The organism is Enterococcus sp. DIV0755f (assembly GCF_051713725.1).
Classification (GTDB): domain Bacteria; phylum Bacillota; class Bacilli; order Lactobacillales; family Enterococcaceae; genus Enterococcus_D; species Enterococcus_D casseliflavus.
The window spans coordinates 1,214,930-1,237,148 of sequence record NZ_JBIOQL010000001.1; the positions used below are offsets into that span (position 1 = coordinate 1,214,930).

14 protein-coding genes are annotated in these 22,219 nt (G+C 44.2%); 12 read left to right on the forward strand and 2 right to left on the reverse strand.

What is annotated here, in order from left to right:
* The first annotated feature begins 27 nt into the window (after positions 1–27).
* The 11 genes from IGI73_RS05435 (at position 28) to IGI73_RS05485 (ending at position 19,231) form a co-directional block, all read left to right on the forward strand.
* The gene (locus IGI73_RS05435; protein ID WP_438759131.1) at positions 28–1,497 is read left to right on the forward strand and encodes an adhesive domain-containing protein; all 1,470 of its coding nucleotides are present in this window, start codon (positions 28–30) and stop codon (positions 1,495–1,497) included.
* 14 nt (positions 1,498–1,511) lie between these two features.
* Entirely contained in the window at positions 1,512–1,820 is a 309-nt protein-coding gene (locus tag IGI73_RS05440) for a hypothetical protein (protein WP_428206406.1), read from the forward strand.
* A complete protein-coding gene (locus tag IGI73_RS05445) occupies positions 1,817–2,464 on the forward strand; it encodes a WxL domain-containing protein (RefSeq protein WP_428206405.1) in 648 nt (215 codons plus the stop codon). Before IGI73_RS05440 ends, IGI73_RS05445 begins: the two co-directional genes overlap by 4 nt.
* Before the next feature lie 111 nt (positions 2,465–2,575).
* On the forward strand, positions 2,576–3,610 hold the full coding sequence (locus tag IGI73_RS05450) for a DUF916 and DUF3324 domain-containing protein (protein ID WP_428206404.1): 1,035 nt from the start codon (positions 2,576–2,578) through the stop codon (positions 3,608–3,610).
* A gap of 615 nt (positions 3,611–4,225) precedes the next feature.
* On the forward strand, positions 4,226–4,954 hold the full coding sequence (locus IGI73_RS05455) for a LytTR family transcriptional regulator DNA-binding domain-containing protein (protein ID WP_015509411.1): 729 nt from the start codon (positions 4,226–4,228) through the stop codon (positions 4,952–4,954).
* Between the two features lie 27 nt (positions 4,955–4,981).
* Positions 4,982–11,347 carry a bacterial Ig-like domain-containing protein gene (locus IGI73_RS05460; RefSeq protein WP_428206403.1) on the forward strand — a complete coding sequence of 2,122 codons (6,366 nt, stop codon included), beginning with the start codon at positions 4,982–4,984 and terminating at the stop codon, positions 11,345–11,347.
* 260 nt (positions 11,348–11,607) lie between these two features.
* Positions 11,608–13,284, forward strand: coding sequence for a potassium-transporting ATPase subunit KdpA (kdpA, locus tag IGI73_RS05465; protein ID WP_428206402.1), 1,677 nt, complete (start codon positions 11,608–11,610; stop codon positions 13,282–13,284).
* 12 nt (positions 13,285–13,296) lie between these two features.
* Complete coding sequence (gene kdpB / locus IGI73_RS05470) at positions 13,297–15,327, forward strand: potassium-transporting ATPase subunit KdpB (RefSeq protein WP_074535103.1); 2,031 nt, start codon at positions 13,297–13,299, stop codon at positions 15,325–15,327.
* Positions 15,328–15,368: 41 nt separating this feature from the next.
* Positions 15,369–15,905, forward strand: a complete 537-nt coding sequence (locus tag IGI73_RS05475; RefSeq protein ID WP_413153486.1) for a potassium-transporting ATPase subunit C — start codon at positions 15,369–15,371, stop codon at positions 15,903–15,905.
* A 12-nt stretch (positions 15,906–15,917) separates the two neighbouring features.
* Positions 15,918–18,518, forward strand: coding sequence for a DUF4118 domain-containing protein (locus IGI73_RS05480; protein ID WP_375836771.1), 2,601 nt, complete (start codon positions 15,918–15,920; stop codon positions 18,516–18,518).
* 11 nt (positions 18,519–18,529) lie between these two features.
* Positions 18,530–19,231: a response regulator transcription factor gene (locus IGI73_RS05485; RefSeq protein WP_016610414.1), complete on the forward strand. Its 702-nt coding sequence runs from the start codon at positions 18,530–18,532 to the stop codon at positions 19,229–19,231.
* Between the two features lie 296 nt (positions 19,232–19,527).
* Here IGI73_RS05485 and IGI73_RS05490 read toward each other — a convergent pair whose 3' ends face one another.
* Positions 19,528–19,959: a GNAT family N-acetyltransferase gene (locus IGI73_RS05490; RefSeq protein ID WP_428206401.1), complete on the reverse strand. Its 432-nt coding sequence runs from the start codon at positions 19,957–19,959 to the stop codon at positions 19,528–19,530.
* Positions 19,960–20,243: 284 nt separating this feature from the next.
* Here IGI73_RS05490 and IGI73_RS05495 point away from each other — a divergent pair, with 284 nt between their 5' ends.
* Complete coding sequence (locus tag IGI73_RS05495) at positions 20,244–21,584, forward strand: peptidoglycan DD-metalloendopeptidase family protein (protein ID WP_428206400.1); 1,341 nt, start codon at positions 20,244–20,246, stop codon at positions 21,582–21,584.
* 77 nt (positions 21,585–21,661) lie between these two features.
* Here IGI73_RS05495 and IGI73_RS05500 read toward each other — a convergent pair whose 3' ends face one another.
* Positions 21,662–22,030 (reverse strand): iron chaperone, encoded by a 369-nt coding sequence (locus tag IGI73_RS05500; protein ID WP_428206399.1) that lies wholly within the window; start codon positions 22,028–22,030, stop codon positions 21,662–21,664.
* Positions 22,031–22,219 lie beyond the last annotated feature (189 nt).

Here is a 22,219-nt window from a genome sequence, read left to right on the forward strand (position 1 = left end):
TTTCGTAAAGAAAGGGTTAGAAATGGTATGGAAAACAGGAGGAGGGAAAAACGTTTTTACAAATGGACGATCGCTCAGTTGATTTTTTTGTTGACCAGCATCAGTTTCGTCAATTTGTATCTTTTAACAACGACCAAAGAAGCCGAAGCAGCAGTGAATGTTTTAGATGTGGAAATTTTAAGCAATTTAACGAGTGCCAATACAAGTGATACTTCAGCAAGTGCCACTTGTATTGGCAGTGTGACAAATCGACCAGTGACTTTTTCAATCAAAGGGAACGGGGGCTTGAATGCTTCTGTCAATGTCAACGGTGAGGATAAATTTGCTTTGTTGGCGATCCCCACAGAGTTGAGAGCTAGCATCAGTGTCAATGGATCAGCAGCTATCAAAACGTCGACCACAGTCAATATTGCCAATGTCCCACTTTTGAATGCGATCTTAACAGCGCTTGATTCCTTGACCAGCTCCTTAAATCTCAATCTCGGGATCGTGCAAATCGATTTAACAGCTGTCAATCAGCAAATTTCCTTGCTAAAAACTGTTGGTAATTTAGGCAATGTAGAAATAAGCAGTCCGTTGCAGTTCACCACCCAAAGAGAAGCGTTGTATGCCAATATGAGTTCGAACCTCGGTGTCGTTTTAGGAACCAATGTCCCGCAAATTTTACGGAATTTAAGCACGGCAATTCAAAATACCCAGATTCGAGTGATCGGCATCAATATTGGTGGTGTCGTTCGTGCATTGCTGCAAGGGTTGCTGAATACCTTGCTTAGCACCGTAACGTCAGCGTTGAACAATTTGGCAACCGTCCAAGAACAAATGGCGGATGCAGCCGTTTTAGGAGCAACGGATGTTCAAATTCCTACGCTACTTTCGGGTCCAGGACAGTTGACCGCAAATTGGACCGCAAATTTTTCGGCTTCTGTGTTGAAGGCAAAGCCGACGGACATCAATCTCTTGAACTTTAGTGCGCTAAATATCAGCAGTCGCCAAACTATGATTTATTTTATGGTCGAAGCACTGACGATGGATCGGACGAATTTGCCGACCCAGCTGAATTTTGGCCGGCATGCCATTCAAACGAAAAAGAGTGAGACATGGCGGGCAACCGCCAACGGCGACCAAAGCGCAGCAGCTACAACTGGGATTTTACGGATCAATGTTACCCGCAATCGTCAGAAAAAATGGCAAGTCAAGGTCAGACAATCCACCAATTGGGTCAATGGTACGCGAACATTGCCAGCTGCCGAATTAAGGGTTCAGCTTGGAACTGTCAATTCGTCATTTACAGACGGTCGAGTGGTTTTACCTGATAATGCAACGATTGCCCTGCAGCAAAATGTCGAAAAAAATGTGGTGACGTTGGAAAATGCGGCATCGACTGGTGGACTGACTGTTAATTTTTCCCAGTTCAATTTATTTGTACCTGAGAAAACACCTAAATTTCAAGGTCAGTATCGCGCCACAGTCGTGTGGACCGTTTCCGATACACCTTGAAAAGGAAGAGCCGAATGAAAAAAAATTCCCTTGTGCTACTTCTGGTTTTGATGATCGGCAGTTTCTACAGTTTCGTTCCATCAGCAGTAGCCAATACGACGACCGGCAACATTGAGTTTTATGAAGGACCAACGGAAACAGCTAGCAGTGATTCCATTGATGAAGAAATTGAACCACCGACCAGTCAAGAAACGGTCACTAACGCAGAAGAACCGCTGCCACAGCTTTCAGAAATCAATCACTTTTGGCTGCCCGTAATAGGCGGATTCTTCACTAGTCTGACATTGATCTTTTGCATCAAAAAAAGGAGGATGGCAAAATGATTTCAAAGAAATCGATAATAGGCGCATTGGGCGTATTGACTGCCCTTAGCATTGGTGCGACAGTGCAAGCAGATGACACGACCGGTGTCGTAGAATATACCTCTGGGGGCATCGTGTTTGACCCGGATAAAGGCGGGAGTGATCCCAATACGCAGCTACCAACGAATTTAGATTTTGGTGCCCATGAAATCCAAACAGAAAATGCCGAAACGTGGGTAGCTACTACGGATGGAACTGGACTACCTGTGGATGGGTCAACGCTGCAAAGAGGGGCAGTTGCGGTCAGCGATAACCGAGGACAGGCGAACTCTTCTTGGGCGATCAAAGTACGGCAAGCAACCCAATTTACGGCAGGAGACAGCACGTTGGACGGTGCGGTATTAACGGTAGATACGGGGACGTTGACCAATAACTTGAGTTCGCCGCCAACAGGAACCAGTGATATTGCCAATGGCGAGCTTGATTTTGCGGCGATCAACAATGAGTATGCTTTTTTGACCGCCAATGCTGGCGAAGGGATCGGTGAAACGTCGATGCCTTTAGAACAATTCACCCTTTCGATCCCAGCCAATACGGAAAAACAATCAGCAACCTACCAAACGACCCTCGTTTGGACGATCAGTAGTGCGCCGACGACCCCATAGGGCAGTAGTCATTGCGTAACAGTTAGCAGAAAAAAAGCAGCTTGCCTGAGCGGCTGCTTTTTATGCTAGCTGATTTTTCTTTCCTATTTTGTGTAGAAAGGATCTGACAGGATGCATCAGAAGAAAGTTCGAGGCAAAGGATTTCAGTATTGGGTAGTAAGTATTCTAACGGTCTTATTTTTCATTGGTACGAGCAGTACGGGGGCAGCAGATTCGCTTGATACCTTCGATGTTCAAATCAAATTGCCAGAGTCACAGCAAGACAAAGAGCTGATGTACTATGATTTGTTGCTGGAGCCCAAGGCAGAAGAAAAACTAGCGGTCATGGTTTCCAATAAAAGCGAGCAACCAATCAATCTACAGCTATCCTTTAATCGAGCGGTCACGAACATGACGGGTGTCGTTGAGTACTCTGGGGCAAATGAAGAAGCAACGCCTTCTGCTCCATACGCGATCGAAGAACTCGTCACTTTAAGTGATGAAACCCTTTCGTTAGCCCCTAATGAGCAAAAAGAAATCTCCTTGACAGTCAAGATGCCATCTGAATCCTTTGATGGGATTTTGGCAGGGGGACTATACGTCCAGCAAACCGGCAGTGAAGAATTTCAAGGAAATGTCCAAAACCTACTAGCCAGAGAAGTGGCGGTGTTGCTCCGTAACAAAGAAACCGACATCCCACCAGCGGTTCGGATTGAGGAAGCCCATCTGGAAGAAATCAATCGCCGCAATGTCATCATCGTAGCGGTGGAAAATACAGCGGCAAATTATCTTAGTAAGGCCACGCTGGCTTATGAAGTGTTTCATGATGGACAAGCAACAGCGATCAAAGGAGAAAAAGAGGTCCAATTAGCGCCCAATGCGTTAATGAATTACGCACTGCCATTAGAAGGAAACGAACTGCAATCAGGAGAGTATGAAATAAAAACGACCCTCAAAGCAGCTGATCAACAATGGCAAGGAGAGCCTACCTTCCAAGTTGCAAGGCAAGAAGCGCAAGAAAGAAACGAGCAAGATGTCAGTATTGAAGAAACCGCTTCGCCGATCCTTCTCTATTTATCGATTGGTGGTGTTTTATGTCTGATCATCGCCTATTTGATTTGGCATAATCGTAAGCTGAAGCGAGCATTGAATAAAAGTGATGATTAGCAGGTAGTGGAAATCAACGGTGGTTGCAGGAAAAGTCTACTATTATAGTAAGAAATGTTTTCAAATAGCTAAAAGCAGTACCACTCATAAAAAGAATCAGGAAAGAAAACCATTTATCATTGAGAATAAATGGTTTTTTCGGGTTCCGCACGTTTTGTTGAGAACAGTGAAGAAGAAATTTTGACATTCACCAATAGGAGGTCATGTCATCACTGATGAATAATTGTTCTTCAATCATTGAAAGGAGAGAAGCATCCAGTGGAAAATAAATAACGTTTGTGATGTTCGGTTCTGATCGTTTTTTTTCACATGGAATTATCATAAAACTTCACATAATAATGTTTCCGCTTCCCTAAAAGTCTGTCGTAGATATTGTTAAAAAAACATAATATTTTTCTGTTGGCTACGCTTACTCCCTTATAAAAGCTTTAAGAAAACTCTTTAGCGTGTCTTTTTATCTATAATAGGTTTAGACCAATTACAGCGTCTTTTCTTACTTTGTTTTTAATTTAAACTACCTTTTTTGCATGAATGCTTCTTTAATTCGTTTGAAAGTGCAAGCAGGCATTTTTGATTAAGAATACAATTAGAAATGATGCAAAAAGGAGAATTAAGATGTCTGCAAATTTGAGCAATTTCGCTGTTTATATAGTAGATGACAACTTTTTTAATGGGAATTTGATGAAGAAAATGATTACGGAAAGTCGTGTTCCGCATTCTTTAGTGCAGATTCTTTCACCTGAAGAATTAGCCCCTTTTCTTGACGGATACCTAACAGATGTGAACGATCTCTTCTTATTTTCCATTGAAATGAAAGGATTTGATCGAAGTTTTCAATTAGCAGGAAGTTTGAGGGAACAATGCAAAAAGTGTCAAATCGCTTTTTATGGTGCCTATGCCTCCAAAATCGAAATCAAGAAACTGAATCTTATCTGTCCTTTAGGGATCATCGATACAAAAGAAAAGGAGGTGGCAATGCAGCTAAGAAATTTATTAACGGAAGCGATCGAAGTCAAACGATCATTACTCGGAAAAAAGCACTTATTAAAAATCGTCAGTAAAAGAGAGTTGATGGTGGTTGATGCAGAAGCAATCAACTATATTACAACGATCAAAGGAGAGCGAAACCGAATCGCTTTTCACCAAAAAAAGTCGATCGAATTCCTCGAAACTTCCTTGAAGGTGATCAAACAATTAGAGCTGCCAGAGTATTATAACGTCTTCAAATCCTACATTATCAATGCGCGACAAATCAAAATGATCGATCGAACAAACAATGTTTTGTGCTTTTTTAATGGAGAAGAGTTAGAAGTCGGGAAAAAAATCCGTAAGGCAATCAGTTAAAACTACATACATTTACTGGAGGAAAAAATGAATAAGAGAAGCAAAAGAATTCGTCATGGGATCGTTGTTACCGCACTAGGAATCACTCAAGTGATCACTCCGATCATGGCGATAGCGGAAACAACCGAACAAGAACAGACCGTCAACACGCTAGACAAATCCGATCAACTACTAGAAACGATGACTGAATCGACAAATGATGCTAACGGAAACGAAGCACAAGCAGCTGAGGATGCTGAAACAGATTATTCTTCCGAAGCGAACAAAGAGGAATCATCAGCTGGTTCAGAAAACACGGAACCAAGTGAAACGACCACATCGGCTTCCTCAAATAGAACGGAAGATTCTAGCCATGCGAGACAAGAAAGTTCTTCAACATCCGATTCAAAAGAAACCAAAGAAGAGCAACACACACCTCGTGTCAGCACGCGCATCAATGACCAAGAACTTTTGGAAAAAGGCACCCTGCTGACCATTTCTGGCGAAGAATTCAGCCGAACGGAAGAAACACGAATCTTAAACAATAGTCCAGTGAAACTGAAATTGGATTTTGAAATCAATGACAAAGATTATTTCGCTGGCACCACTGCTGTTTTTGACTTGCCGCAAGGCCTTGGCTTTAGTGATGTGCAAGGAACCAATGAAGCGATCAATGCATCGTGGGCTGTAGATAGTGCAGCTCATCAACTGATGATCACGTTTAATCAATCGGTTCATGATGCCTCTTTTTCGATCGAGTTGACTAGTTATCTATATTCAGAAGATAAGCCTCAGCTAACGATTGAGATCGGCGATCAAAACCAGACAAGCTATGCGATTGATTTGTATGAAGAGGTCGATCCGATTCAATATGTGTCAGAAAGAAATGTCTTTGGGATGGATGGAATGGTTTACTACAATACCGATCGGACATTATCTGGAACAGAAACTCTTTCACTGAATTTGGTTGATACGCCGGGAGCTTCCTTCAAAAAGATTGAGACCCAACCGTTAAAAGTTTTCAGCTATGAGGTGGATATCAAAGGAAAGATCAAGCCAGAAACACAGACAGCATTAGTCGAAGGGACGGACTATACGATCACCTCAAATAGTCTTTACAATACTGCTGTTGAAATCAAACAGATGGACAAACAAAAGGCTTATGGGGTTTCTTATCAATTTACGATGAGCCTGACCGAGCTGACGGATTATACTGCTTCTTTTTCAAAAGGGTATCCAACGACCGGATTTGGTTCGGTACAGCTAAAACAAACAACTGCCCAAAACAGAGGGTTTTCCTTTATCGCAAAAACCAGCAAAGATGAAAAAGAAGTCGATTCTAGGTATTATATGGGGGTTGCTTCTGCCAGTTTTATGAATGGCCTTTCTAAAGGAAACTACTATGTATCAATTCATCAAATGCCGACGGAGATGAAAGCTGGTCAACAAATCATCCTTTCGAGTCAAAACGGACAGCCGATCACGGCGAAACAGTTAACAGCAAGAGATGCCTTCTATCAAAATGTGACTTTTGCGGATTATTTTTCTGTCGAAAATAACGGGGACAAACTGATTGTGACCGCTACAAAAGACAGCAATCTCACTCTTGGTTCCACGAACATAACCGTACCCTTTGATCAGAAAGATATCATTCTCAATGTCTCGACACCGTTGATCGCCAATAGAGAATTCAAAATCGTTGAAGACAACTATGTCGAACCAATCAGTGTCCTTAATCCGAATAATGCTGAAACGGCTTGGGGAAATTATGATCAAAATGGTGCTTACATGAGTGATACCTCCATCAACATCGAAGGCAGTAACTCACAACCAATCGAAAATTTACAAATGTTTATTGAACATCCAGAGTATCTTTCTTTGAGAAAGGTACCAAAAGTTAGTTTTTACTACACATTAGGAAAAGATTATACGATTGAAGAAGTAGCAGGCGGAACGATGGTCACTTTTACGTCGCCCATTACCTATTCCGTTCAATTTGATATTGGCTTCAATTACGTGCCAGACAGTTTAGCACCGACAAAATCGATTCCTAATGATACAATTCCAATCACGATTTCCGCAACGGGACTTGACACGGTTCACACCTCCGTCTATACCGGTAGGAAACTGTACTCTGAACGCACGCTCCAAAGCAGTAAGAATCAGTTTTTAGTCAACGCGCGTCAAGATACCATCAGTGATTTGACCGTTGAAACTCATGTACCGAAAAATACCGATGTCGTGTTTTCGATCATCGATGTTTCCAATGAACAAGTCAGTGGCATTTATCCACAGTATTGGGATCGCGGTTATTATGATAACCAAGCCATGAAGGAAAGCGATCCGAATTATCCAACGATCACCCATGATGAAGAAACCAACTATTATACCTTTGATTTTGGGACGACCAATCGGCGCTACATTATTTCCTATCAATACGCCAATGGATGGCAGGAAATGAGTACGATTTATGTACCTGGTTATGCAAAAGAACCGTTATCAAATAATCAGCAAGGCACAGCCACAGTTTCAGTATCCAATACGGCGACAGATATTATTGGCATTACGCAAAATACCGTCAATAATACGAAAAACATGACGCAGGTCAAGGTCACGACAAAAAATATCGATGATGGCTCGAAAAAAGTAGCAAATCCAACGATCCTTCTAAAATCGTTAGGGAACACCAATGGCGAAATCGATTTAGGATCGATCACTGTTTCGAATGTGCCAGATGACAGCTATGAAGTCAAAGAAGTTGATGGGAACGTACAGCTTGTCTTTTCAAACTATGTTCTAACGAAAAATATCGAAATCAGTTACAACGTCCTTTCACAAAACGCCGGCCAAATCTCAGCCTCAGCCACGATCGTTTCTGATACGATCGATACCTTGTCGGAAGCCAAACGGACGGCTACCTCGACGGTGGCCAATCTGCAATTTTCGGCAGGCGATTCCAGCGGGATCATCTACAAAACCAATGCGACGCTTGATGTTTATAATACCGAAGAACCAACTGAGAAGATTGCGGGGGTTACTTTGACGCTTTGGAATCAATTGACTGGAGATATCGTTTCTGTCGTAACGGATGAAAATGGAGAATACCAATTAACTGATATTTATACGGGGAACTATACGCTTTATGTTTCCTACGTCCCAGAAGGTTACGTCATACCACAGGAACTTCAGCTTGGTAAAGAGGTGCAAGTGAACCGGACGGGCAATCATCTTTCTGTCGGCATCACACCAGAAGAAGACTTGTCGACGATCGACGCCAAAGATAGCACGATCTACGTGGGAGATGAATGGCATGCTGAAGACAACTTTGTTTCAGCGACAGACAAACACGGCAATGCGTTGACCTTCTCGGAAATTACCGTCAATGGCGAGGTCGACACATCTAAAGTCGGCACTTATGAAGTCAAATACATGAATGGCAACGTGAGCGAGACAGCGACGATCACCGTGGTTGCCAACCAAGAAACGGTAACAGCCAAAGACAGCACGTTATATGTAGGCGATGCATGGACAGCAGCTGATAATTTTCTATCGGCAACGGATAAAGATGGCAACGCAGTGACAATCGCAGAAGTGACCATCAACGGCGAAGTTGATACGGACACACCAGGAGAATACCAAGTCATTTATCGCAATGGCAAAGCCGAAGCGAAAGCAACGATCACCGTGTTAGCTGATCAAACATCAATTAAAGCTAAAGATAGCACCTTGTATGTTGGTGACGACTGGCATGCGGTGGATAACTTTGTTTCGGCAACGGACAAAACAGGAGCGAATGTACCATTTTCAGGAGTGACCGTTAGTGGAGCCGTGGATACTTCCAAAGAAGGTCAATATCCAGTGGTCTATCAAAACGGCAATCAAAAAGCAACAGCGACGATCACCGTGGTTGCCAATCAAGAAACAGTCGTTGCCAAGGATAGTACACTTTATGTTGGAGATTCATGGGAACTTGCGGATAATTTTGTTTCAGCAACGGATAAGAAGGGACAACCGTTAAGCTTGGCAGAAGTCACCACCAGTGGTGACGTGGATACGAAAGTACCAGGAGAATACCAAGTCATTTATCGCAATGGCAAAGCTGAAGCGAAAGCCACGATCACCGTGTTAGCTGATCAAACATCAATTAAAGCCAAAGATAGCACCTTGTATGTTGGTGACGATTGGCATGCGGTTGATAACTTTGTTTCGGCAACGGACAAATCAGGAGCGAATGTACCATTTTCAAATGTGACCGTTAGTGGATCAGTTGATACTTCCAAAGAAGGTCAATATCCAGTGGTTTATCAAAACGGGAAAGTAAAAGCAACGGCGACGATTACGGTTGTTACCAACCAAGAAACGGTAGTTGCTAAAGACAGTACGATTTATGAAGGCGATGACTGGCAAGCCGCCGACAACTTTGTGTCGGCAACAGATAAAGACGGCAACGCAGTAAAACTGGCTAATATCACAACAGTAGGGACAGTTGACAGCGCCACACCAGGGAAATATGAAGTGATTTATCGCAATGGCAATGCTGAAGCGAAAGCCATGATCACCGTGTTAGCTGATCAAACGAGTGTCAAAGCCAAAGACAGTAACTTATATGTTGGTGACGAGTGGCAAGCAATCGACAACTTTGTTTCGGCAACGGATAAAACAGGAGCAAACCTACCATTTTCAAGAGTGACTGTTAGTGGATCAGTTAATACGAGCAAAGAAGGTCAGTACAAAGTTACTTATAGCAATGGTAAAACAGAAGCTATTGCTACGATTACGGTTGTTGCGAACCAAGAAACGGTGGCAGCTAAAAATAGTACGTTGTATGTAGGTGACTCATGGGAAGCCGCGGATAATTTTCTTTCCGCAACAGACAAAGACGGCAAGGCATTGCCGCTAACAGAAGTAACCGTTGATGGCACAGTTGACACCTCTAAAGAAGGCAGATATGAAGTGGTTTATCGCAATGGCAAAGCCGAAGCGACTGCCACGATCACCGTGTTAGCTGATCAAACGAGTGTCAAAGCCAAAGACAGTACTCTGTATGTCGGCGATGACTGGCAAGCTGCCGACAACTTTGTCTCAGCCACAGACAAAACGGGAGCAAACCTACCATTTTCAGGAGTAACCGTTAGTGGCTCAGTCGACACCTCCAAAGCAGGCGAGTACCCAGTGGTTTACCAAAATGGTCATGTCAAAGCAACGGCGACGATTACGGTTGTTGCCAACCAAGAAACGGTAGTCGCTAAAGATAGTACGATTTATGAAGGCGATGACTGGCAAGCCGCCGACAATTTTGTATCGGCAACAGATAAAGACGGTAACGCAGTAAAACTGACTGATATCACAACAGTAGGCACAGTCGATAGCGCCACACCAGGGAAATATGAAGTGATTTATCGCAATGGCAAAGCTGAAGCGAAAGCCATGATCACCGTGTTAGCTGATCAAACGAGTGTCAAAGCCAAAGACAGTACTCTGTATGTCGGCGATGACTGGCAAGCTGCCGACAACTTTGTCTCAGCCACAGACAAAACGGGAGCAACGGTTGAATTATCAGGAGTAATCGTTACTGGTACCGTCGATACTAATCAAGAAGGCACATACGATGTCACTTATACGAATGGAAAAGTCAGCGCCACAGCGACAATCACTGTGGTTGCTCACGAAGAAACGGTCGTAGCAAAAGATAGTACAATCTATGAAGGAGAGAAGTGGCAAGCCGTCGATAATTTTGTCTCGGCAACAGATAAAAGCGGACAAGCAGTTGATTATGATCAAGTATTGATTAGCGGTACAGTCAATACTGATGTGCCTGGAAAATACCAAGTCATTTATCGAAATGGCAAAGCCGAAGCAACTGCCACGATCACCGTGTTGGCAGATCAAACGTCTGTGACTGTGAAAGATAGCGTGATTTATGTCGGTGATAACTGGACAGCAGCCGACAATTTTGTCTCCGCTACAGATCGTGACGGTAAGTCACTCGCATTGGAGCAACTGCTGGTGGGCGGTTCGGTGGATACGAAGAAAACGGGCACCTATCAAGTCACTTATTCAATCGTCACTGATGAAGCAGCAACTCCTAACTTTTTCGCACGTTTATTTGGTACTCGCTCACAAGAAGCAGTCACCGCCACAGCGACGATCAAAGTCGTTGAAAAAGCAGAAGAACCAGAGGAGAACGATCAGCAGCCAGAGAAAGATGATTCTGACAAAGGGCAACAAAAACCAACGAATGAAGGGCAGACTGACAAACAAACCAAAGCGACCGCAAAGGACAAACGGTTGCTACCAAAGACTGGTACAGCCATCACTCAAGGCTATTCGATTGCAGGAGTGAGCCTTGTTGCTCTAGCGGGGATCGTCTTCTTTCGTAAGAAACACACGATCAAAAGCAGAAAAACGAAATAAGTCGCAATGACTCTAGCAGCGGATATCGTGAAGGATATCCGCTGTTTTTTTTTAATACCTGCTGTATTGCGGTTTTCTTGTCCGATAAGCAGCCGTATAAAGAAGATATAAAGATGCTAGCAGAAGATTTACACTATTTTTATTTCTTTTTGCGTATGCTTACGTCATGAAGGAGTGAAGAATATGAATCTTGTTTTAGGAATAATCGGAGTGATCGTAATGATCTATCTCTTTTGGTACTTGTTTGAGGGGGGAGAACGATGAGTAGCTATTTTGTGCAAGGCTTTTTATTTTTACTGATCTTACTAGCAGCAGCGGTTCCTTTGGGCTGGTATATCAAAGAAATCATGCAAGGAAAAACACCGCGGTTTGTCCGCTTTATTCAACCCATTGAACGGTTGACCTATCGAGTGATTGGTTCGGTCAGCAAAAAAGAAATGACGGCCAAAACCTATCTATTTTCCGTCTTGGCCGTCAGTGTCTTTTCCATCATCGGCTTGACCGGATTATTGATGGTTCAGCACTGGTTACCGCAAGGGGCAGCCGTTGAGAATATGTCTTTTGACTTAGCATTGAACACAGCCGTCAGTTTTGTGACGAACACGAACTGGCAAGCTTACGCTGGGGAAGAAGCACTGACCAATCTTTCCCAAGCATTAGGATTAACAGTGCAAAATTTCTTATCAGCAGCAGTAGGACTAGCTGTACTGTGTGCCTTGATTCGTGGGCTGCAGCAAAAGCAAAAACGTACGGTAGGGAATTTTTGGCAAGACATCACCCGTTCCTTGCTCTATATCCTTTTGCCACTTTCATTGATGTTAGCGATCTTGCTCCTGTCTCAAGGCGTTGTCCAAACGTTGAGCAGCGGCGTGGAAGTCAATGGATTTGAGGGGGAATCCTTTTGGATGGCGCTCGGACCAGTAGCGAGTCAAATCGCCATCAAGCAATTAGGGACCAACGGCGGCGGGTTCTTTGGCGCCAACGCCGCCCATCCATTTGAAAACCCAACGATGTTCAGTAATTTTTTAGAAAACTTAGCGATCTTGTTGCTGCCAGCTGCTTTGATTTTTGCCTTTGGCTTTTGGATCAAAGAATGGAAACAAGGACGTACGATCTTGATCACCGCAACCGTCTTTTTGATCCTAGCTTTTATTGGCGTAGTGATCAGTGAAGCTTATGGACCGCAATTCAGTCAAGTGCTTGGGAATGCCAATCTAGAAGGCAAAGAAGTACGTTTCGGTGTCGGTTGGTCGAGTCTCTGGGCAGTGAGTACCACCGCTGCTTCCAGTGGATCAGTCAATGCCATGCTGGATAGTTTCACACCACTCGGGGGTGCGATTCCGATGTTCTTGATGCAGCTGGGGGAAATCATCTTTGGTGGTGTCGGAAGCGGACTTTATGGCATGATCGCTTTTCTATTATTGACGGTCTTTATCGCTGGTTTACTCGTCGGACGAACACCAGAATATATCGGCAAAAAAATCGAAGCCTTTGACATTAAAATGACGAGTATCATTATTTTGACGCCATTGCTACTGACGCTTTTCGGGGCTATGTTGATGACCTTGCATCCTGACATCATGAGCTGGCTAACCAACCAAGGCGCCCATGGCTTTAGCGAACTGTTGTATGCAGCAACTTCGTTTAGCAACAACAACGGGAGTGCCTTTGGCGGCTTGACCGCAGATACTGTTTTCCTGAATAGTTTGGGTAGTATCTTGATGTTCGTTTCACGTTTCGTTCCCATCGCAGCCATCTTGTATCTGGCAGAAAACATGGGGGCCAAAAAGAAAACCGTTCGTAATGAAGGAACCTTGTCAACCACGAGTCCAGTCTTTGTCACGATGCTGATCATTGTGATCATCGTGATCGGTGCACTGAGCTTTTTACCAGCGATGGCTTTAGGACCAATCGCAGACTTTTTTACAACGAAATAGGAGAGAGAAAAAATGAAAAAAATCTATCAATGGGCGATCGGCGAATCCTTTAAGAAATTGGATCCTCGCCAACAAATCAAAAACCCCGTAATGTTTGTGGTTTACTTAGGGGCGATCTTGACAACAATTTTATGTTTTCAAGAACAAACGGTCCCGTTGTGGTTTAGCATCAGTGTGACCGTCTTCTTATGGTTGACCTTGTTGTTTGCCAATTTTGCCGAAGCAGTGGCAGAAGGGCGCGGCAAAGCACAAGCGGATAGTTTGAAGCAAGCCAAAAAAGAAATCATGACCTACAAAGTCATGTCCTTGGAAGATGTCGCCAAGGAGGCTTTTATCGAAGTCCGTTCCTCCGATTTGAAAAAAGGCGACTTGGTGTACGTTCCATCTGGCGAACAAATCCCTGCCGATGGGGATGTCGTGGAAGGTGCTGCTTCGGTGGACGAAAGTGCCATCACAGGAGAATCAGCCCCTGTCATTCGTGAGTCTGGTGGCGACCGCAGTGCAGTCACGGGAGGAACGTTAGTCGTTTCCGATTACTTGGTCATCAAAGTGACCGCTGAAAATGGTCATTCTTTTTTGGATAAGATGATTGCGATGGTGGAAGGGACACAGCGGAAAAAAACACCCAATGAGATTGGCTTGCAGCTGTTCTTAGTGACACTGACCATCATCTTCTTGGCTGTTTCCATCACATTAATTCCTTTTACCGATTTTAGCAGTCAGTTATCTGGTCGGGGAACGGCGATTTCCAGTGTGATCGTGATCGCTTTATTGATTTGTCTCGCACCGACCACGATCGGCGCCTTGATTTCCTCGATTGGGATCGCTGGAATGAGTCGTTTGACCAAAGAAAACGTCATCGCCATGAGTGGCCGCGCGATTGAAGCAGCAGGAGATGTGGATGTTTTGCTGCTGGATAAAACAGGGACCATTACTCTGGGAAACCGCCGTGCCAGCGAGTTCTTGCCGGTACCAGGGGTCACCGCCAAAGAGTTGGCAGATGCAGCGCAGTTGGCATCTTTTGCCGATGAAACAGCGGAAGGCCGCAGTATCGTGATTTTAGCCAAAGAAGCCTTCAATATTCGGGAACGGGAATTTCAGCAAGCCGATGTTCATTGGATCGATTTTAGTGCCAAAACACGGATGTCTGGGATCGACTATCGTGGCGATGAGATCCGTAAAGGAGCTGCGGATACGATCAAGCAATATGTGACGGCAAAAGGGCAGACCTATCCCACGGCATGTGACGAGATCGTAGAAAAGGTCGCTAAGGCTGGTGGAACCCCATTGGTCGTAGTAAAAAATGGCCAGGTACTCGGAGTCGTTTATTTAAAAGACATCGTGAAAAACGGCGTCAAAGAAAAATTTGCCGACATGCGCAAGATGGGCATCAAGACGATCATGATCACTGGGGACAACCCCTTGACGGCAGCTGCTATTGCCGCCGAAGCGGGCGTCGATGATTTCTTAGCCGAAGCAACACCAGAAAACAAAATGAACCTGATTCGCGAATATCAGGAAAAAGGGCATTTGGTGGCGATGACGGGGGATGGAACCAACGATGCACCCGCACTCGCCCAAGCCGATGTGGCAATGGCGATGAACACTGGTACACAAGCAGCCAAAGAAGCGGGCAATATGATCGATCTTGATTCCAGCCCTACCAAATTACTGCAAGTAGTCCAAATTGGTAAACAGCTGCTGATGACCCGTGGGGCATTGACGACCTTTAGTATCGCGAATGATATCGCCAAATATTTCGCAGTGATCCCTGTTCTGTTTTATGCGATTTATCCAGAACTCGCAGCGCTGAATATCATGAATCTTGGTAGTCCCTTAACTGCGATTTTGTCTGCAGTCATCTACAATGCAGTCGTGATCATCGCCTTGATCCCTTTGGCGTTAAAAGGGGTCAAATACCAAGAAAAACCAGCCAGCCAAATGCTGCGGCACAATCTGATCGTCTACGGCCTAGGCGGCATCATCGCACCATTCATTTGCATCAAGCTAGTAGATTTGCTTTTATCAGCTGTTCTGCTATAAGAAAAATCCATCAGAGTCAAGGAGTCATTTAGGAGGAAAACATGATGAAGAACACCCTCTTTGCCAGTATCAAATTTTTACTAGTTAGTACCGTGCTATTTGGCGGTCTCTATACATTGTTGGTCACTGGTGTCGGACAAGTCTTTTTTGCCCATCAAGCCAACGGCAGTCAAATCGTGGAAGACGGAGCGGTCAAAGGATCTGAGCTGCTTGCGCAACCCTTTGACCAAGCAGGTTACTTCCAAGGGCGTGATCAAACCGTTTCACAATTGTCGCCCTATGATACGACCCAAAAAAAGACTGTAGCTGAGCGGACAGCGGCGTTGCTGGCAGAAAATCCAACCCAAACCAGTGTGCCGATCGATCTCGTGACCGCTTCGGGTAGTGGCGTTGATCCTGATATCAGTGTCGAAGCGGCACTTTTTCAACTGCCACGGATCGCTGACACAAGAGGCATCGATGAACAAATAATTCATGATATAATAAACAGGAATAAAGTAGCTGATCTGTTCTCCACGAGAGAATACGTCAATATCATGACCTTGAATCAGCAGCTCGATCAATTACCCGAGGAATAGGGGGAAGCATCTATGAGTGAAAACAACCAGCAGACGATCCCAGAAGAGATGCTGCTGCAAGCAGGCTTTGGACCTAAACGTGGCAAACTACGGGTGTTTTTCGGTTTTGCTGCCGGTGTCGGAAAAACCTATACGATGTTAACCGAAGCCCATGAGTGTTTGCTCATGGGCAAAAATGTGGTGATCGGCTATATCGAACCCCACAAACGTCCCGATACCAATCGATTGCTTGAAGGGTTACCACAAGTACCATTAAAGCAATACCAGCACAAGCAATTGACCCTTTATGAGCCAGATATCGATCGACTGATCCAACTAAAACCAGATATCGTCTTGATCGATGAGTTGGCACATACCAATCCCATTGGTGCGCGAAACAAAAAACGTTACCAAGATGTCGATGAACTATTGAATGCAGGAATCACCGTCTACACGACCATCAATGTCCAGCATATCGAAAGTCTGAATGATATCGTGGAAAAGGTCACGGAAGTGGAAGTCAGAGAAACGGTGCCTGACACCTTTTTCCAACACGCCAGTTTGCGGGTAGTGGACGTTGAACCAGACGAACTGATCGATCGATTGGAACAAGGAAAAATCTATGCTGATGAAAATGCCAAACGAGCGCTAAAAAATTTTTTTACGCCAGAAAAACTTGATCATCTGCGGGGATTAGCGATCCAAAAAGCTTCCAATCATATCAATCAAATGAACGGCGGTCGAAAACGAGTTCAAAGCAAGCTTTTGACCATCATTGATGATCGCTTGCCGAAAATGGCAGAAAAATGCATTCGTTGGACCGCTCGCTTAGCCCAAGGAGTCGGTGCCGAATGGACGGTCATCCAAGTTCGATCGTTAGATGATACACCTACCGAAGTGCCGTTGGCAGAGCGTTTGGGTGCAGAAGTCATCAACATTGAAGCGGATGACAGTTTTGAAACCATCGTAGAGTATGCCAAAATGACGGGTGCCAGTGACATTATCATGGGGAAACAGGTTTCTCAAAAGTGGTTCCAAAAATTGTTTGTCGAGGATTTAGAAGACCGCTTGATTCGCCGCCTTGATGACATTGAGATCCATTTGATTCCTTTTAAAGAAAAAATGCAGCGACCACGGCTGACGTTTTCGCAATTATTTGAAGGCGGCGGTCGAGATTTCACCTTGACCTTTGGGCTGATCATGCTCGCCACCTTAGTGACAGAAGGCATGCAGTATCTGCATTTCGGCGAGCAGAACTTGATGCTGGTCTACATCTTTTTTGTTCTCTTAGTGGCCCGTTACACGAGTGGCTATCTATGGAGTGCCATGGCATCGATCATTAGTGTCCTTTCTTACAACTGGTTCTTTGTCGAACCCTTGTATTCCTTGACGGTCTATAAAGCAGGTTATCCAATCACATTAGTGATCATGCTGATCGTTGCCTTGATGATCAGTAACTTGATGGTTCGATTGAAGACCCAAGCAGAAAATGCCAAGGAAAAAGAGCATCAAATGGAGATATTGTATGAACTGAACAAACAATACATGGAAACGCGGAATGAGCAAGAAATCTATGAAAGTACGACCACCTATTTGGCACGCTTACTCCAGCGAGAAGTGGCGTTATATGACAGAGAAGGCCACTTGAGAAGTCTGCATTCTTCAAGAGAAACACTGTCTCAACTGACTGGTAAGGATGAGAAAGCCGTCGCTTTTTGGGTCGTGAAAAATCAAAAAGAAGCTGGTCGCGGCACAGATACTCTGATTGGTGCCAATGGGTTCTACTTGCCGATCGTTTTAAACGGCAAACCACTAGGCGCCCTTGGGGTAGAACGCAACGAGGAGCATCAGTTGGCCAATAGTCAATTGAATTACTTGCGCCTTGTAATCACCCAAATCGCGACCGTGTTGGAGCAAGTCTCATTAGCGAGTGAGAAAGAACAGATCCAATTAGAAAACGAACGGGAAAAAGTCCGCAGTAATCTACTGCGTGCGGTCTCCCATGACTTGCGGACCCCCTTGACGACGATTTCTGGCATTGCCGAAACATTGAGTGAAACCGAAGGCGTGATCAAAAAGGAAACGAAACAAAAGCTGCTAGAAGACATCCAAAGTGAATCCCAGTGGTTGATCCGCATGGTCGAAAACTTATTGTCGGTGACCCGCATCAACTTGACCAATATGGCGGTCAAGCGCAGTGAAGAACCGATCGAAGAAATTATCGAAGCGGTTTTGACACACCTAAAGAAAGTCTATCCGCAACAAAAAATCATCGTGAAAATGCCTGATCAGCTGATTTTTGTTCAAGTCGATCCCATCTTGATCGAACAAGCCTTGTTTAATTTGATTGAAAATGGGGTTCGCCATGGAACCGCCGATACACCGATTTTCTTGCGAGTTTCTCAAGAGCAGGATGTGGTCATTGAAATCGAAAACCAAGGGGAGATCCCCTTAGGACAATACCAAAAAATCCAAGCGAATTTGACCAATGACACCGAAGTGCCGGTGGATTCAAAAAATGGATTAGGTATCGGACTGAGTATCGTTAAAACCATCATCCATGCCCATGAAGGTAAATTAGCGATCGAAACGAAAGCAGGCAGTACGATCTTTCGTATTTATTTAAAGCAGTAAGGAGGGAAAACATGCAGCGACATTTTTTATTGATTGAAGATGATTCGAATATTGTTGATTTTATGGAGGTCGTCTTGCAAAGAGAGCATTACAACTTTACGTCAGTCGGCACTGGCATGGAGGCATTGATGCTCTTGCAGGAAGAAACCATCGACTTCATCTTGCTGGATCTGGGCTTACCGGACATTGACGGCATGGAGCTGTTGAAAATCATTCGTAAGCGCATGAACACACCGATCATCGTGATCTCTGCCCGCAAAGATGAACAAGACAAAGTGCAAGCATTAGACCTCGGTGCCGATGATTATGTAACGAAGCCCTTCAGTACCAATGAGTTATTTGCCCGCATTCGCACGGCACTACGGCACAAGGAGACAGCTGCCTTTAGCAGCAGCCCAATTCTCGTAAACAAGGAGTTAACGATCGATTTTGAGAAAAAAATCCTGTACAAGAATCAAAATGAGATCCATTTGACCAAAAACGAATACCGCATCATGGCAGTTATGTTCAAGAATTTAGGCAAAGTCGTCACTTACGATACCCTGACTAGTGAAGTCTGGGGACCTTTTGCAGCGGATGCACAAACCTTGCGAGTCAATATCTCAAACATTCGCAAAAAAATCGAAACCAATACGCTGCAGCCAGAATATTTGATCACTGAAATTGGAGTCGGGTATCGCTTGCGGGAGTATCCAGCAGAACTCTCTGAATAAATTCGTTTCAACTGTAAATAGCCTCTTCCTAAACTTTAGGAGGAGGCTATTTACATGAATCACTTCAATCAGCACAGAGTCTACTGCTTTATATTATCAGTATAAAAAGGATTGCAGTCAGTGGAAATCTAAGTGGATAAGGGGCTGCATGAAGAGGAAAGCAAGCAATCATGTCACTCGTTTAAAATTTGTATATTTGTTATAAATTTATTGTTTGATCGGTAGAATTTTTTTTAAGATGCCAAAGGGTTAGTTAACTGACAGGTAGAAAAAACGAAAAAGGAAAAAAAGCGGCATCAACGATGCCACTCCATGGTGTTTTCGATTTCATTGGTATCAGAATCCACTTGTTCAGAAACGATGGTAAAGCCGTTTTTGAGATAAAACGCAATAGCAGCTGTATTTTTTTGGTAGACGTTCAGAGTCAGCTTCTCGTGTTCTGCTTGTACTTTTTGTAAAAGCTGCTTGCCAATGCCGAGGGCACGATAGTCTTTCAAAACGAAAATACCAGCGATATAATCATCCAACAACCCGATGAAGCCGACGGGCTGATCATCCACCGAATAGGTGTAGATAAGGGCATCGGCAAAGGCTTTTTTCACAAAGTCATAGTTATCTTGCCAATGGGCAGCTGAGATAAAGTCATGGGCATCCAAATTGCTTTGCAGCCAAATCTGGGCGATAGTTTCTAATTCAGAATCGGTAAATTTGGTCACTTGTTGTATCATGAGAACCTCCGTTTTTTAATCCAGTATAGCATAGGTTCACTGCTGATTACTGCAAATCGCGGCATTTTCGTAGGCAATCGGACAGGAGATGAACCGATTGATAAGTAACGAAGATTAAATGACGAAGAAAAGCAATCTTTTTCGTTGAAATATTCTAACAATTTTGTTTCAGCTAGATGTCAATTTCTTGCAGCCAGATGTTATTTGTGTGAAAACAGCCCCAAGAGTGAAATCTTTCGGTATGCTAAAGAAAGCGATAAGACACATCTATTTAAGGAGAAAAAATGAAAAAGACACTTTTGGTTGCAAGTTCACTTGTTTTGCTGACGCTGCCTGTCGTGACGGTATCCGCAGACAGCTTTGATCAGAAGATCCAGCAGCAAAATGAAAAAATCAATGACATAAAAAATGAATCCACCTCATTAGAATCACTGAAACGATCTACAGAGGCAGAGATTCAATCGATTGAAGGAGAAATCCAAGCAATCCTACAAAAGAAAACGACGACGGAAGAAGAAGTCAATGCCTTGGCACAAGAAATCCAAGTCCTTGAAGAGAAAATCATCAAGCGCACAGAAGTACTGGCGAATCAAGCGCGTGACATTCAAACGTCGGAACCTTCCAATCGTTTGTTCCAAAAAATCGTTGATGCGGAGTCCATCGGAGAAGCTATTCAACGGGCGATCGCTTCAGTAACGATCATGAATGCCAGCAATAGCATTGTCGAACAACAGCAAGAAGATATTGCAACAAGCCAGAAATTGGAAAAAGAGTTGCAGGAACAATTGGTTGCAATCGAAGAGCAGTCAAACGCATTGCAAGGAAAACAAGCGGAATTAGCTGATGTCAAGTTGAATCAAGAAGTTGCACTAGCCGACCTTGCCTTGGCGTTGAACACCGAAGAAGAGAAAAAAGACCAATTGGAAGCGGACAAAGCAGAAGCACAACGGCAAAAAGAAGCAGCGTTGAAGCAATTGGCTGAGCAAGAAGCACAAGAAGCAAAAGCGCGCAAAGAAGCAGAAGAAGCAGCAAAACGTCAGCAAGCAGCAGAAGCCAAGTCAGCTGAAACCGACGAAAGTCCTGCCGTTCAACAAGCAGCAGTGGCAGCAGCCCAGCCGAAGACGGAAGCCGCAGTGGCGCCAGAAACATCGGTGTCGTCAGAAAAAACTGCAGCTACGCCTGCACCTGTGCAGCAAGCAGCTGAGCCAAAGGAACAAGCAAGCACAGGTGGATGGCAAATGCCAGTCGATTCGGTTCATATTTCGAGTCGTTTTGGGTATCGAACAGATCCAACAGGTGCATCAGGAAATCAACATAATGGCATCGACTTTACTGGAGGGACAGGAACGCCGATCTATGCGATCCAAGCAGGCGAAGTCGTTGAAGCGGGCTATGGTCCGTCAACTGGTAACTATGTGATCATCAAACATGCCAATGGCGTTTACAGCTACTACATGCACTTTAGTACGCTGCCAGCTGTTTCGGTCGGACAAAGCGTCTCAGCTAGACAATATGTTGGCGGTATGGGAACGACTGGGAATTCAACTGGCGTCCATCTACATTTAGGGATGTCAACAAGCTTATGGTCAGGATTCTTTGACCCAGCGCCAGAATTAGGCTTATAATAGTCAGAAAAACCGCAGAAGCGAACAGGCTTCTGCGGTTTTTTGGGTTGCTCTTCTTTTACGAAGTCTAAATTGGCTCAGCGCCAAAAGCGGGTCATCTCCGCTTTGTCTTTCAGGTTGAAAGCGATCATGTCCTCAATCAATCCTTGATCGATCGGCTCAGTCCACTTGATGCGAAAAATGTTATCCGTATGGCTGTAACCGGCGTTTTCAATGGCATCGGCAAACTGTTCAAGACACTTGGTTTCAGGGGAGACAGAAAAATGCGGTTTTGAAACGCTGAAACCGATAATAAAGGTCTCATGGGCGGTGAACATCGGCTGATTCCACTTGATGACTGGAACGAGGTCAGGAAATTTCTTGGTAATAGCGGCAAATAAGGCACGCAGTTTTTCTTGCTTTACTGGCTCTTCAATGCTGGTTAAGTAAGTTTCTAATACATCCATTGGGAGGATCTCCTTTCGTTTTAAGGAACGAGTACAGGGAATGTCGATCACTAAAAATAACGCGTGTTCGAAATCAAACATTTTGTTACTTAGAGTGTACTGTAAAGTTAGCAAGTTTACAAACCTGTTGCCTTGTTTGGGGGATAAAGCCTTCAGGAACAAACACTGTTTGCAAAAACGAATGCTAAA